At 71.8% G+C, this 13,344-nt stretch carries 11 protein-coding genes; 6 read left to right on the top strand and 5 right to left on the bottom strand.

Annotated elements, in window-relative coordinates; all coding sequences use genetic code 11:
- Window positions 1-74: 74 nt before the first annotated feature.
- Window positions 75-884 carry a hypothetical protein gene (locus ACFC06_RS25460; protein WP_375936660.1) on the bottom strand — a complete coding sequence of 270 codons (810 nt, stop codon included), beginning with the start codon at window positions 882-884 and terminating at the stop codon, window positions 75-77.
- 466 nt (window positions 885-1,350) lie between these two features.
- On the opposite strand from ACFC06_RS25460, the gene mihF reads away from it, so the two are divergent.
- A complete protein-coding gene (gene mihF / locus ACFC06_RS25455; protein ID WP_019045768.1) occupies window positions 1,351-1,665 on the top strand; it encodes an integration host factor, actinobacterial type in 315 nt (104 codons plus the stop codon).
- Window positions 1,666-1,723: 58 nt separating this feature from the next.
- Here the strand turns inward: mihF and ACFC06_RS25450 are convergent, their stop codons facing one another.
- Window positions 1,724-2,992, bottom strand: a complete 1,269-nt coding sequence (locus tag ACFC06_RS25450; RefSeq protein ID WP_375936657.1) for a hypothetical protein — start codon at window positions 2,990-2,992, stop codon at window positions 1,724-1,726.
- A 125-nt stretch (window positions 2,993-3,117) separates the two neighbouring features.
- On the opposite strand from ACFC06_RS25450, the gene ACFC06_RS25445 reads away from it, so the two are divergent.
- The gene (locus tag ACFC06_RS25445; RefSeq protein ID WP_375936654.1) at window positions 3,118-3,777 is read left to right on the top strand and encodes a TetR/AcrR family transcriptional regulator; all 660 of its coding nucleotides are present in this window, start codon (window positions 3,118-3,120) and stop codon (window positions 3,775-3,777) included.
- Entirely contained in the window at window positions 3,774-4,346 is a 573-nt protein-coding gene (locus ACFC06_RS25440; RefSeq protein ID WP_375936651.1) for a GNAT family N-acetyltransferase, read from the top strand. Before ACFC06_RS25445 ends, ACFC06_RS25440 begins: the two co-directional genes overlap by 4 nt.
- Window positions 4,347-4,517: 171 nt before the next feature.
- On the opposite strand, the gene ACFC06_RS25435 is transcribed toward ACFC06_RS25440, so the two are convergent.
- Window positions 4,518-6,071, bottom strand: a complete 1,554-nt coding sequence (locus ACFC06_RS25435; protein WP_375936648.1) for an FAD-dependent oxidoreductase — start codon at window positions 6,069-6,071, stop codon at window positions 4,518-4,520.
- A complete protein-coding gene (locus ACFC06_RS25430) occupies window positions 6,061-6,681 on the bottom strand; it encodes a TetR/AcrR family transcriptional regulator (RefSeq protein ID WP_375936646.1) in 621 nt (206 codons plus the stop codon). Before ACFC06_RS25430 ends, ACFC06_RS25435 begins: the two co-directional genes overlap by 11 nt.
- 195 nt (window positions 6,682-6,876) lie before the next feature.
- Here ACFC06_RS25430 and ACFC06_RS25425 point away from each other — a divergent pair, with 195 nt between their 5' ends.
- Window positions 6,877-8,505 carry an FAD-binding oxidoreductase gene (locus ACFC06_RS25425; RefSeq protein WP_375936643.1) on the top strand — a complete coding sequence of 543 codons (1,629 nt, stop codon included), beginning with the start codon at window positions 6,877-6,879 and terminating at the stop codon, window positions 8,503-8,505.
- Window positions 8,502-9,452, top strand: coding sequence for a diacylglycerol kinase family protein (locus ACFC06_RS25420; protein ID WP_375936640.1), 951 nt, complete (start codon window positions 8,502-8,504; stop codon window positions 9,450-9,452). Before ACFC06_RS25425 ends, ACFC06_RS25420 begins: the two co-directional genes overlap by 4 nt.
- Before the next feature lie 21 nt (window positions 9,453-9,473).
- Here ACFC06_RS25420 and ACFC06_RS25415 read toward each other — a convergent pair whose 3' ends face one another.
- A complete protein-coding gene (locus tag ACFC06_RS25415; RefSeq protein ID WP_375936637.1) occupies window positions 9,474-10,175 on the bottom strand; it encodes an AAA family ATPase in 702 nt (233 codons plus the stop codon).
- Between the two features lie 462 nt (window positions 10,176-10,637).
- On the opposite strand from ACFC06_RS25415, the gene ACFC06_RS25410 reads away from it, so the two are divergent.
- Complete coding sequence (locus ACFC06_RS25410; RefSeq protein ID WP_375936634.1) at window positions 10,638-13,316, top strand: valine--tRNA ligase; 2,679 nt, start codon at window positions 10,638-10,640, stop codon at window positions 13,314-13,316.
- Window positions 13,317-13,344: the final 28 nt, after the last annotated feature.

The raw sequence follows: 13,344 nt of genomic DNA, 5'->3' as shown, positions 1-13,344 counted from the left end.
GACCCGTCCGCGAACACGTCACAGGGCTCGTGCTCCGGCAGTTCGCCGGGCACGAGCCCTGTTCGTTGTGACCGTCAGTTCTCGCGGAACGCGGGGGCGGCCGCGAGCAGATCCTCCGCGTCGTCGGCCGGGATCTCGGCCGAGGCGCGGGCGATGGCGGTGCTGTAGCGGGCGCTGGCGGCGTTGTGGATCATCAGCGCCACACCGATCATCACCGGGGCCACGCCGTGCACGGCCGCGTCGTAGAGGTTGCCCTCGCTGAGGTGGGGATAGGTGTTGAGGGCGATGGTGAGGGTGAGCAGGAACAGCTCGGCGATCAGGACCTGGTTGCGGTTGCCCACTACGCCCCACTCGGAGACGCGGGTGGTGCCGACCATGATGATGATCAGGCAGACGCTGATCATCGCCTCCAGGCCGAAGCTGGCCCAGTAGAGCGGGTCACCGGGGCCGCCGGGGGCGATGTTGTGCTGGACGTTCACCGCCGACCACAGCATGCCCGCGATCACCACGCCCGACAGCGCGCGCAGCGACCAGGTGCGGTGCCGGTAGAGCGAGGCCAGCCGGGCGCGCGGGTCGGACTCGCGGCGCTGCGCGGCGATCGCCTTGCGGGCCAGCATCAGATCCGCCATCTCGGCGCGCTCGAGCTCGGCATTGGTGTCGCGCAGCCGGTCGGCGTGGGTGGAGGCCGCCTTGATCTGCTTCCAGCGCTGATCACGCTCGTAGGTGCGGATCTTCTCGGCCAGCTCGCGCTCGGCACGCAGCTCGTCCTCGGACAGCGCGTCGGTCAGAGCCGGGTCGGATTGGTAGGCGATGCGGCGTCTGGCCCGTTCCACCCGTTCCGGTAGGGCGACGACCTGGTCGTCGAGCGGGTGTTCCTCGCGCATCGCAACTCCACTAAGCAAAGGGTTCGCCGGGTCGCGTCATTCTTAGCGCATCGAGCGGCGGAGCACACATCCGCGGGCCGTGTCGCGCGACCCGCGCCGGGTGGGAAACCCTGTGGCGCACAACTGTGTAGCTGTCGGGTGGGCACTCGCCGGGGATACGGTGACGACCGGTGGTGGCCGGTCGCGCCCGGGGTCGAGGAGCGTCGTCGATCCTCCTGGTTCGCCGTTGAACCTTGATCCCGTGAAGTGCTTCTGCTGATGTGTCGTCTCAGACGGACGGGGTGTTACGCGGGTCACCTTTCGTCCGTTTGGTCCGTCTTGCAGGGCGTTCACCCATTACGACGGGCCGACCGCGCAAAACTCATCGGCGTATCCTCGCGGTGTGTCGGACTGGTGCTGCCGATCTCGTGCTGTTTACTCGGTCCGTCAATCAGATGTTCGAGTGACGAGTGGAAGCGGAGGAGACATGGCACTGCCTACGATGACCGCCGAACAGCGCACCGAGGCGTTGGCCAAAGCGGCTGCCGTGCGCAAGGCGCGCTCGGAACTGATCGGCAAGGTGAAGGAGGGCAAGGTCACCGTCGCCGATCTGCTCAAGAAAGCCGACAGCGATGATCTGGTCAAGAAGACCAAGGTCGCTGCCGTGATCAAGGCGCTGCCGGGCGTCGGCCCGGTGAAGGCGGCCAAGCTGATGGACCAGGCCGAGATCCCCGAGGATCGCCGCATCGGTGGCCTCGGTGCCCGGCAGCGCGCGGCGCTGCTCGACGCGCTCGAGGCCTGAGCCCGGTGTACTCCGACGCCCGTGGCACATCTCCCACGGGCGTCGGGACGGCTCGCCGTCAGACGCAGTAGGTCAGCAGGAAATCATTGATACGCAGGCGCCAGCCCGGTTGCAGCTCGATCGGGAGGGTGCCCACCCGGGACCATCGTTCGCTGTCGGGGGCGGCGAAGAAGGTGCCCGAGGTCGCGGGGGCTTCGCGGACGAACACCTTGCCACGGTCGGGGGCGACGAAGGCATGGACCCGCGAGACGAGCCGGTCGCGCTCGATCAGGATCGGTGTCGCGGCGGCGCTGCGCACCGAGTCGTCGCCGGAGGGATTGCGGCCGAGGACATAGGGGCGATCCAGCGGATAGCTGAGACCGTCCTCGGTGACCAGCGCGCCGCGCGGGCTGCTCGCCTTGCTCAGGGCCACCGGTTCGGCGCGGTCGGCGGTGCGCATCGCCTGGGACCAGGCCAGCGGTGCCGCGGTCGCCGGGGAATTGCGCGGGCCGGTGCTGACGGTGACGCCCTCGCCGGTGCCGGATCGGGTGCCCGCGCTCACCGTCGCGCTGTCGGGGCTGCCCGCCTCGGCGCGGCCCGAGGGAGCCTGCGGTGCGGGGAAACCCGAGGTGGCGGGCAGCGAGTCGGCGGTAGTGGGGCCGGCCTGGGCGTGCTGGGACTCTCCGGTGGTGGGCCGGTTGCCCGGTGAACGCGGGGATTCGCCGGTGGGCGGTCGGCCGCCGGGTGTGCCCGGGGATTCTCCGGTGGTCACCCGGCCGGACGGGGCGCGCAGGGCCTGGAAGCCGGTGGCCTCGGTCGGCGCGGGTTCGTCGATCGCGTCGACCCGGCGCGGGGCCGGATTGCGTTTGCGGCCCAGGGTGAGCACGAAGCCGTTGCCGTTGACGATGCCCGCGCGCAGGTCGGTGCGCGGGTTGGCGCTGGTGGGGTCGGCCATCTCGGCGCCGATGGCGATCCGGCGCACGGGTTCGCGGATGATCTCGTCGACCCAGGTGAAGGCGCGGTCGCCCGCGAGGCGGCGGTTGCCCTCGGCGCCGGAGATCTCGGCGATCACCGCGCCGCGCAACAGGATCAGCGTCCCGTCGCCGGTGGGCGCGAGGACGCCGAACGGTGGTGGTGCCGAGGCCCCGCCGAAGACGACACCGGCCAGGCGCTGGGCCAGCGCGGCGCCGGGTGCCGAGGCGGCGGTGCTGTGGGCGACGGTCTCGACCGCGCCGAGCAGACGATCGGTGGACGGGGTCTCCCCGGCCAGATAGAGGACGACGTCCCCGAAACGGGCGACGATCCCGGTCCCCGGCACGATGGCCACGGTGGACGAATGCGCATGCATCAACGCCTCCTTGTCGGACTGGCTGTAGCCAGCATAGGTGGATCGACCGGCCCGCGCGGCCGCTGAACGATCCGCGAACATCGTTCGTACCAAACGGCGTTCGGTGTCGACGTATGATCGGGCGCATGAATGCCGCACCCGTCAGTCGCCGGGCTCGTCCGGCGAAAGCACCGCTGAGTCGCGAGGTCGTGATCGACGCCGGTCTGCGCATCCTCGACACCGCCGGTCTGGCCGCGCTCACCATGCGCCGCGTCGCCAGGGAACTCGACACCGGCGCCGCCTCGCTCTACGTCTATGTCGCCAATCGCGACGATCTGATGACCGGCATGCTCGACCAGGTGCTGTCCACCGTGCCCGAGCCCGCCGACGGCGACTGGCGCGACCGGCTCACCGCCCTGGTCGAGAAGACCATCGACGCGCTCGGCAGGCACGAGGGACTGGCCCTGGTCGCCTTCGGCCGCCTGCCGACCACCGGCCACGCGCTCGGTGTGATCGAGCAGATGCTGGCGCTGCTGCGCGAAGGTGGCCTCGACCCGGCCACCGCGGCCTGGGCGGTCGATCTGATCCACCTGCACATCACCGCCGAGGCGGTCGATCAGGCGCAGGACGAAGGGGTCGCGGCCGGTGAGATCACCCGGCGCCTGGCCGAGCTCCCCGCCGAGCGGTTCCCGACCATCGTCGCGCTGCGGGAACACCTGCTCGACGACGACGCCGGAACCCGCGCCCGCTGGGCCCTGCGCGCCCTGCTCAACGGCGTGCTCGCGACCCCGGTGCCCGCGCGATGACGGGCCCCGCCGCGCAGACCGCCGCGCGCAGCGAGCCGGTGGGCGGTCCGGTCCGGCTCGCCACCAACGCCGAGATCACGCGGCTGCAGGAGATCGAGCGCCGCGCGGGCGCGCCGTTCGCCGAGATCGGCATGACGGCCGTGGCCGAGGACGAGCCGCCCGCCGCCGAGACGCTGGCCGAGTTCGTCGCCGCCGGACGGGCCTGGGTCTGGCCCGACGCGACCGGCCTGCCGATCGGCTACCTGGTGCTGAGCCTGGTCGACGGGCAGCCCCACATCGACCAGGTCTCGGTGGACCCCGATCACGCGGGCCTGCGCATCGGCAAACGCCTGATCGACCACGCGGTCACCTGGGCCAGGGCCCGCGGCCTGCGCGAACTCACCCTGACCACGTTCACCCAGGTCCCGTGGAACGGCCCGTACTACGAGCGCCTCGGCTTCGCCTACATCCCGGCCGCCGAGGAGCCCCCGGAACTCCGGGCCATCCGCGCCGCCGAAACCGCGCACGGCCTGGACGAATGGCCGCGTGCCTCCATGCGCGCCCACCTGGACGCGTGGGCGATGGGCTGACCGTTCGCCGCTGGCTCGGCGAGCGGCCGGCCGCCGAGCCCGGCGAACTGTCCCGCCGTGCCGGTCCGGGGTCCGAAGCGCATGAAGCGCATCGATGCCCCCTCGAGCAGGCTGCGCCGTTGCGGGTGTCAGCGTGGCGGGCGCGGGCCGCGTCGACGCCCGTTGAGCGGGCTACGCGTTGCGGGCGTCGGCGTGCCGGGCGAGCGCGGCTTCGGCGGCGGGTAGGGCCGCGGCGCGGTCTTCGGGGACCAGGCCGATCCGGGTGCGGCGGTCGAGGAGGTCGTCGACGGTGAGGGCGGCCTCGTGGGTGACGGCGAAGTCGAACTCGGCGGCGGTGACGTCCAGGCCGGGGGCGACCGGTTCGCGCAGGGCGGGGTCGGCGAGCCAGGCCGAGACGATCAGGCCGGCTTCGCTGCCGTAGCGCTCGATCAGCACCGGGGGTGCGTCGATGCGGTCGCGGGCCGCGCCGGAGACCGCGCCGACCAGCGGCAGCGCGGTGGTGCGGCACTGCGCGGCGGGCAGGTTCGCGGCGGAGACCGCGGCGTCGACGGCGTCCTGGGCCATCTGCCGGTAGGTGGTGAGCTTGCCGCCGACCACGGTGATCAGGCCGTCGGGGGAGGTCAGGACCGCGTGCTCGCGGGAGATGTCGGCGGTGCTGTCCTCGGCGGTCTTCAGCAGCGGGCGCAGGCCGGCGAAGCGGCCGCGGATGTCGGCGCGGGTGAGCGGTTCGCGCAGGGCGGTGTTGATGGTGTCGAGCAGGAAGTCGATCTCGGCCTCGGTGGGCTGGGGTTCGTCGGGGATCGGGCCGGGGGCGTCCTCGTCGGTCAGGCCCAGGTAGACGCGGCCGTGCGCGGCGGGCAGCGCGAAGACGAACCGGCTGATGCTGCCCGGCACGGGCACGGTCAGCGCCGCGCTGAGTCCGCCGAAGGCCGCGGCGTCGAACACCAGGTGGGTGCCGCGGCTGGGCCGCAGTTCGATGCTGTGGTCGACCTCGCCCGCCCACACCCCGGTCGCGTTGATCACCGCCCGCGCGCGCACCGTCAGCGTCTGGCCGCCGATCGTGTCGCGCAGGACGACCGTGTCGCCGGTCGCGGTGACGGCTTCGACCCTGGTCAGCACGGTGGCGCCCTGGGCGGCGGCGGTGCGGGCCAGCGCGACGACCAGACGGGCGTCGTCGACGAGCTGTCCGTCCCACGCCTGCAAGCCGCCGCGCAGACCCTCGCGGCGCACGGTCGGGGCCAGCCGCAGCGCCTCGGCGGCGGCGACCCGGCGGGAGCGGGGCAGGGTGTCGGCGGAGGTGCGCGCGGCGATCCGCAGTGCGTCGCCTGCGGCGAAACCGGCCCGGATCAGCGAACTCTGCGCGGTCTTGATGCCCGGCAGCAGCGGCACGAGCTGGGGGAGGGGACGCACCAGGTGCGGGGCGGTGGTGCGCAGCAGGATGCCGCGCTCGACGGCGCTCTCGTGCGCGATGCCCACGCGCCCGCTCGCCAGATAGCGCAGGCCGCCGTGCACCAGCTTCGAGCTCCAGCGGCTGGTGCCGAAGGCGAAGTCGTGGCGTTCCACCAGCAGGGTGCGCAGGCCGCGCGCGGCCGCGTCGAGGGCGACACCGGCACCGGTCACGCCCGCGCCGATCACCACCACATCGACCTCGGGACGATCGCCGAGGGCGGTCAGGTCGGCGGTGCGGCGGGCGGCGTCGAGGGCGGGGTGGGAATCAGGAGTCATCACAGTCCTTGTCGCGTGGCGGGGTCAGGTAACCCTCGATCGCCCTCGACAACTCGGCGTCGAACTCCGCACCGGCCAGCAGCGGCGCCACCGTGCCCGCCGACTGCACCGCCGACTGGGCCATGAGCAGCAGCATGGCCGCCATCTGCTCGGCGTCGCCGTCGCGGATGGACCCGTCGTCGTGGCCGAGCCGGATCGCGGTGGCGAACAGCTCGATCAGCGTGCGCTGATTGCGGCCCAGCCTGCCGAACACATAGGTCAGCATGAGGTCGGTGTCGGTGCGGAAGATCTTGGCGAACACCGCGTTCGACCGCACCGCGGCCGCCCCGTCGACGATGCCGCGCACCAGCCGGTCGCGGCCGAGGCCGCTGTCGGGCATGGTCCCGGCGACGATCGTGCGCAGCTCGCGCACGAGCAGTTCGGCGATCAGCGACCCGGTGTCGGGCCAGCGACGGTAGACCGTCGGCCTGCTGACCCCGGCCCGGCGCGCGACCTCGGTGAGCGTGGTGCGCCGCACCCCGAAATCGACGACGCAGGCCCGGGTGGCATCCAGAATCGCCATGTCGGTGGGCGAGAGCTGCTCGTCAGCGTGGGTCGCGAGGTCGATCATCGTGCTTCACCGCCGGTGGGTTCGACGGCGCCGGGGTGAGGCGCCGTGGTCGAGCTGGAACGCCCAAGGGTATCGAGCGGGCCAGCGGGGTTGCCGCCGTGAAACGGCGGCAGTGACATCCGACAGAGTTCGGACGCCGACTCGAGGACATATCGTTGTGGTTACTGCTTGACATCTTATGTCATTATGTAACGCATGGTCGAGACGCAAGAGGAAAAGTCCGGTCCCGCGACCGCGGCGCCGAGCATGGTGTGGGACGCCTGGGGCGTCCCCGCAGGACACCACCCCCTGTCCCCGCAGATTCGTGGCCTGCTCGCGCAGGTCTTCGGCATCTCCGGCGAACCGGCGCCGCGGCGTAGCGAGGCCGAGGTGCCGCTGCGCGCGAGCGCGCTCACCGCGGCCGACCGGACCGGTCTGAGCGCCATCGTCGGTGACGAACATCTCACCACCGACGACCTGGTCCGGCTGCGGCACGCGGGCGGCAAGAGCACCCCGGATCTGCTGCGCCGCCGGGCATCCGGACCGCAGGACGCCCCCGACGCCGTCGTGTACCCCGCCGACCACGCGCAGGTCCTCGCGCTGCTGCGCTACTGCGCCGAGCACGCCGTCGCGGTCGTCCCGTTCGGCGGCGGCACCAGCGTCGTCGGTGGAGTCGACCCGGTGCGCGGGCAGTTCGGCTCGGTCGTCGCGATCGACCTGCGCAGGCTCGACACCCTCACCGACGTGGACCCCGTCGCGGGCACCGCGACGCTGGGCGCCGGGCTCACCGGTCCGCAGGCCGAGCAACTGCTGGCCGGGCACGGGCTCTCGCTGGGCCATTTCCCGCAGAGTTTCGAGTTCGCGAGCATCGGCGGGTTCGCCGCGACCCGTTCCTCGGGGCAGGCGTCGGCAGGTTACGGCCGCTTCGACGACATGGTCCAGCGCCTGGTCGTCGCGACCCCGCAGGGCGCCCTCGACCTGGGCCGCGCCCCCGCCTCGGCGGCCGGACCGGACCTGCGGGAGCTGTTCGTCGGCTCCGAGGGCACCCTCGGCATCATCACCTCGGTCACCCTGCGGGTGCACCCGGTTCCCGCGACCACTGCGTATCAGGCCTGGTCGTTCCCCGATTTCGGCACCGGCGCCGCGGCCCTGCGCGCCGTGGTGCAGGCCGGTGCGGCCCCGACGGTGCTGCGCCTGTCCGACGAGGCCGAGACCGGCCTGAACCTGGCCCGCTCGAGCGATGTCGGTGGCACGCCGGTGGCGGGCTGCCTGGCCATCACCACCTACGAGGGCACCGAAGCCCACGTCGCGGCCCGCTCGCGCGAAGCCGCCGACCTGCTCACCGCCGCGGGCGGCACCGCGCTCGGCGAGGCGGCCGCCGAACAGTGGGAGCACGGCCGTTTCGCCGCGCCGTATCTGCGTGACGCCCTGCTCGACCTCGGTGTGCTGTGCGAGACCCTCGAGACCGCCACCACCTGGTCGAACCTGGACAACCTCAAGACCAAGGTCACCGGCGCGCTCACCGACGCGCTCGGCGCGCAGGGCACCCCCGCCCTGGTCATGTGCCACATCTCGCACACCTACCCGACCGGTGCCTCGCTGTACTTCACCGTCGTCGCCAAGCAGCTCGACGACCCGCTCGCGCAGTGGGCCGAGGCCAAGCGCGCCGCCGGTGACGCGATCGTCGTCGCGGGCGGCACCATCACCCACCACCACGCCGTCGGCGCCGACCACCGGCCGTGGATGACCGCCGAGGTCGGCGAGCTGGGCGTGCGTGTGCTGCGTGCGGTGAAACGCGAACTCGACCCCGCCGGGGTGCTCAATCCTGGAAAGCTGGTCCCGTGAACGAACATTCGGTGCGGCGCGTGCTCGTCGTGACCAATCCGCACTCCGGGATCGGCCGGGGCGAGGGCGTCGCGGGCGCGGTGCTCGACGGCCTGCTCGGCCACGGGGTCACGGTGACCGAGGTGCGCGAGGACAGTGCCGCCGAATCCGTCGAGCGGGTGCGCGCGGCGGTGTCGTCGGTGAGCGAACGTCCCGACGCGGTGGTCTGCGTCGGCGGCGACGGGCTGATGAACGCGCTGCTCCCCGCGCTCGCGCACAGCAGCGTCCCCCTGGCGCTCGTGCCCGCGGGCACCGGCAACGACCTGGCCAGGGAACTCGGCATCCCCGTCGACGACCCGCACGCGGCCACCGAGATCGTGCTGCGCGGCCGCTCGCGCACCATCGACCTGGGCCGCATCGAATCCCTGCACGAGACGCCCACCTGGTTCGCCACGGTCGTCGGCACCGGCTTCGACGCGCGGGTCACCCTGCGCGCCAACCAGATGCGCTACCCGCGCGGGCGGCTGCGCTACACCGTCGCCGCGGCCGCCGAACTGCTGCGCGGCTACACCCTGCCGTTCCGGATCGAACTGTCCGGCCTCGCACCGGACGCGCTCGACAATCCGCCGGGCACCCACACCGTCGTCGAGGTGGACGCGGTGATGGCCCCGATCGGCAACACCCGCACCTACGGCGGCGGCATGCTCGTGTGCCCCGAGGCGCTCGACGACGACGGCTATCTCGACATCACCGTGGTCGGCGCGGTCTCGCGACTCGCGATGGCCCGGCTGCTGCCCGCGCTGTCGGCGGGCAAGCGGATCGACCATCCCGCGACCAAGCGCTACCGGGCCCGCCGGATCACCGTCACCGCGCCCGACGGCTACGCCACCGCCGACGGCGAGCCCGCGGGCATGCTGCCGGTCACCGTGCAGGCCATGCCGGGCGCGCTCACGGTCATGGTGCCCTGAGGTCTCGCCGCCGCGTCCAGCTCAGGCCGCGTCGAAGACGATGCGCGTCACGGCGCTGAGCGTCGGCCGGTCGATGATCACCACCGAGCCCCCCGCCAGCGGGGTGGCGTCGCCGGTGGCCGGGGCGCCGGTGCGCGCGCCGAGCTCGCGCATCAGCCGTTCCCAGCGGCGGCAGTGGCCACGGAACGCCAGGCCGTTGACCCGGCGTCCCCGGGTCACCTGACCGTGCCTGGCCTGCGGCGCGGGCACATCGATGAGCACCATGTGCAGCTCGCGCCGCCCGTGCGCCGCCCAGCGGGTGATCAGCCTGCGGCTCCAGCCGAAGGTGGCGCAGTCGTGCACGGCGACCGGGCCGTCGGTGCCGCGCAGCGCGTCGCGGATCGCGCGGTAGTGCGCCACGTGCACCAGCGGCCGCCACAGCGCGTACGGCACCGATCCCAACCGGTGCCGGAGCCGGTTGCGGGAATGGTGGGAGTCGAGCACCAGCGCGCCTGCCGCCGAACGCACCGGTCCCTCGGCGTCCGGACCGGCCGCGAAGAAGCGATGGAGCGCGGTGGATTTGCCCGCGCCGGGCACCCCGGCGAAGACGAGCACGCTGGCGGCGGGGTAGCGGAGCTCGTCGACCTCGCCTGCCCGGAGATCGAGGAGGGCCACCGGGGCGACGGTGCGGGACGGCTGGTGCCGCGACGCCGGAGCGGCGGCGGAATCGAGCGGAGGTGTCACCCTCTCCAGGTTCCGCTGAAACGGACAATTCGGCAATCGGGGACGACCCTGAATTTTCACCGGAGGAGGTTGTCCGCCAACACTTTCCGCGTGTCGCACGGTGCGTCGATGGGACGAATCCCAACACCGCGCCGGGAAACTGAGAATTGCCTATGGATTCGGCTTACGGTGTCGAAACGTCGGTAGGGTCGACAGCAGTAGACGGAATCTTCGGTGTCCCTCATCCACCGAAGGTTCCGTCTCTGTTCTTGGAGCGCTGGCGCGCTCGAGTTCGCGGCCCCTCGGGTCCCGTCGATCAGGCGCCGTTGCTTGCTCCTTCGTCGCCTACGCAACGGCACCTGATCGACGGGACGGCCGCGAACCGCCGCTGCGCGGCGATCCCTCCTCGAGGTCGGGATGTGGTTGTCCGGCCCACAGTGAGGCGGGCGTAAACGTGGTTGGTGGAGCCCTTAGGATTGGTGGGTGACCAGCGCAGCCCCAGACAACTCGCGTAATCGTGCCGATGCCCTGCCCAAGAGCTGGAACCCCGGCGAGGTAGAGGCCGACCTGTACGAGGGCTGGGTAGCCGCTGGATATTTCGGCGCCGACGCGAGCAGCGGCAAGCCCGCCTACTCGATCGTGCTGCCGCCGCCGAACGTCACCGGCACCCTGCACATGGGTCACGCCCTGGACCACACGCTGATGGACACCCTCACCCGCCGCAAGCGGATGCAGGGCTACGAGGTGCTGTGGCTGCCGGGCATGGACCACGCGGGCATCGCCACCCAGAGCGTGGTGGAGAAGCAGCTCGCCGCCGACGGCAAGACCAAAGAGGAATTCGGCCGCGAGCTGTTCATCGACAAGGTGTGGGACTGGAAGCGCGAGTCCGGCGGCGCCATCCAGTGGCAGATGCGCGCGCTCGGTGACGGCGTGGACTGGAGCCGCGACCGCTTCACCATGGACGACACCCTCTCGCGTGCGGTGCGCACCATCTTCAAGCGCATGTTCGACGCGGGCCTGATCTACCGGGCCGAGCGCCTGGTGAACTGGTCGCCGGTGCTGAAGACCGGTATCTCCGACCTCGAGGTGGACTACAAGGACGTGGAGGGCGAGCTGGTCTCGCTGCGCTACGGCTCGCTCGACGACAGCGAACCGCACGTCGTGGTGGCCACCACCCGCGTGGAGACGATGCTCGGTGACACCGCCGTGGCCGTGCACCCCGACGACCCGCGCTACGCGGCGATGATCGGCACCACCGTCTACCACCCCATCACCGGCAGCCAGATCCCGATCATCGCCGACGACTACGTCGACCCGGAGTTCGGCACCGGCGCGGTGAAGATCACCCCCGCGCACGACCCCAACGACTTCGAGATGGGCCTGCGGCACAACCTGCCGATGCCCACGATCATGGACGAGGGCGGCCGGATCACCGGCACCGGAACCGAATTCGACGGCATGGACCGCTTCGAGGCGCGCGTGAAGGTGCGCGAGCGCCTGGCCGCCGAGGGCCGCGTGGTCACCGAGAAGCGGCCGTACGTGCACAGCGTCGGCCACTCCGAGCGCTCCGGCGAGCCGATCGAGCCGCGCCTGTCGATGCAGTGGTGGGTCAAGGTCGAGTCGCTGGCCAAGGCCGCCGGTGACGCCGTGCGCGACGGTGACGTGAAGATCCACCCGGCCAGCCAGGAACCGCGCTGGTTCGACTGGGTCGACAACATGCACGACTGGTGCATCTCGCGGCAGCTGTGGTGGGGCCACCGCATCCCGATCTGGTACGGCCCCGAGGGCGAGATCGTCTGTCTCGGCCCGGACGAGGAAGCCCCCGAGGGCTGGGTGCAGGACCCGGACGTGCTCGACACCTGGTTCTCCTCGGGCCTGTGGCCGTTCTCCACGATGGGCTGGCCCGAGGCCACCCCGGAACTGGCCGAGTTCTATCCGACCAGCGTGCTCGTCACCGGTTACGACATCCTGTTCTTCTGGGTGGCCCGGATGATGATGTTCGGCATGTTCGTCAGCGACGACCCGGTGCTCACCGTCGGCAAGGGCGGACAGAAGCAGGTGCCGTTCGAGGACGTCTTCCTGCACGGCCTCATCCGCGACCAGCACGGCAAGAAGATGTCGAAGTCGCGCGGCAACGGCATCGACCCGCTGGACTGGATCACCTCCTACGGCGCCGACGCGCTGCGCTTCACCCTGGCCCGCGGCGCCCAGCCCGGCGGCGACCTCTCGGTCGGCGAACCGCACGCGCTGGCCTCGCGCAGCTTCGTCACCAAGCTGTTCAACGCCACCAAGTTCGCCCTGATGAACGGCGCGCGCTCGGGCGAGCTGCCCCCGCGCGAGACGCTCACCGACACCGACCGCTGGATCGTCGACCGGCTCGACGAGGTGCGCGCCGAGGTCGACGCGGCCTTCGACGCCTACGAGTTCGGCAAGGCGTGCGAGGCGCTCTACCACTTCGCCTGGGACGAACTGTGCGACTGGTACCTGGAGCTGTCGAAGGTGCAGTTCGCCGAGTCCGACGCGCGCGCCGAGAGCACCGCGGTGGTGCTCGGCACCGTGCTCGACGCGGTGCTGCGCCTGCTGCACCCGGTGATCCCGTTCGTCACCGAGACCCTGTGGAAGGCGCTGACCGGCGGTGAGTCCGTCGTCGTGGCGCCGTGGCCCGCCGCGAGCGGGGTCGTCACCGACGCCGTCGCCGCCCAGCGTGTCGCCGACGCGCAGCGCCTGATCACCGAGATCCGCCGCTTCCGCAGCGACCAGGGCCTGGCCGACAAGCAGAAGGTGAAGGCCACCCTGGTCGGCCTGGACGAGGCGGGCCTGGCCGGTTTCGCCGCGCCGGTGGCCAACCTGGCCCGGCTCACCGAACCGGGCGAGGACTTCGCCACCACCGCCGAGGTGCAGGTGCGCCTGTCCGGCGCGACGGTCACCGTCCAGCTCGACACCTCCGGTGCCATCGACCTCGTCGCCGAGCGCCGCAGGTTGGAGAAGGACCTCGCGGTCGCCCAGAAGGACCTCGACCAGACCACCGCCAAGCTCGGCAACGCGGAGTTCCTGGCCAAGGCGCCCCAGCAGGTGGTCGACAAGATCACCGGCCGCCGCGACGTGGCCGCCGCCGAAGTCGCCCGCATCGGTGCCCGCCTCGCGGAGCTGAGCGCCAAGTGAGCGACACCGAGCCGGACCCGGAATTCGG

The organism is Nocardia sp. NPDC056064 (genome assembly GCF_042266925.1).
Lineage (GTDB): Bacteria > Actinomycetota > Actinomycetes > Mycobacteriales > Mycobacteriaceae > Nocardia.
This window is presented reverse-complemented; position numbering and strand designations above follow the sequence as displayed.

Excerpts from the sequence above, each read along its gene's own strand:
- ACFC06_RS25445 (WP_375936654.1), top strand. The coding sequence starts at position 3,118 with ATGAATGCCGCACCCGTCAGTCGCCGGGCTCGTCCGGCGAAAGCACCG.
- ACFC06_RS25450 (WP_375936657.1), bottom strand. The coding sequence starts at position 2,992 with ATGCATGCGCATTCGTCCACCGTGGCCATCGTGCCGGGGACCGGGATC.
- ACFC06_RS25425 (WP_375936643.1), top strand. The coding sequence starts at position 6,877 with ATGGTCGAGACGCAAGAGGAAAAGTCCGGTCCCGCGACCGCGGCGCCG.
- mihF (WP_019045768.1), top strand. The coding sequence starts at position 1,351 with ATGGCACTGCCTACGATGACCGCCGAACAGCGCACCGAGGCGTTGGCC.
- ACFC06_RS25440 (WP_375936651.1), top strand. The coding sequence starts at position 3,774 with ATGACGGGCCCCGCCGCGCAGACCGCCGCGCGCAGCGAGCCGGTGGGC.
- ACFC06_RS25460 (WP_375936660.1), bottom strand. The coding sequence starts at position 884 with ATGCGCGAGGAACACCCGCTCGACGACCAGGTCGTCGCCCTACCGGAA.
- ACFC06_RS25435 (WP_375936648.1), bottom strand. The coding sequence starts at position 6,071 with ATGACTCCTGATTCCCACCCCGCCCTCGACGCCGCCCGCCGCACCGCC.
- ACFC06_RS25430 (WP_375936646.1), bottom strand. The coding sequence starts at position 6,681 with ATGATCGACCTCGCGACCCACGCTGACGAGCAGCTCTCGCCCACCGAC.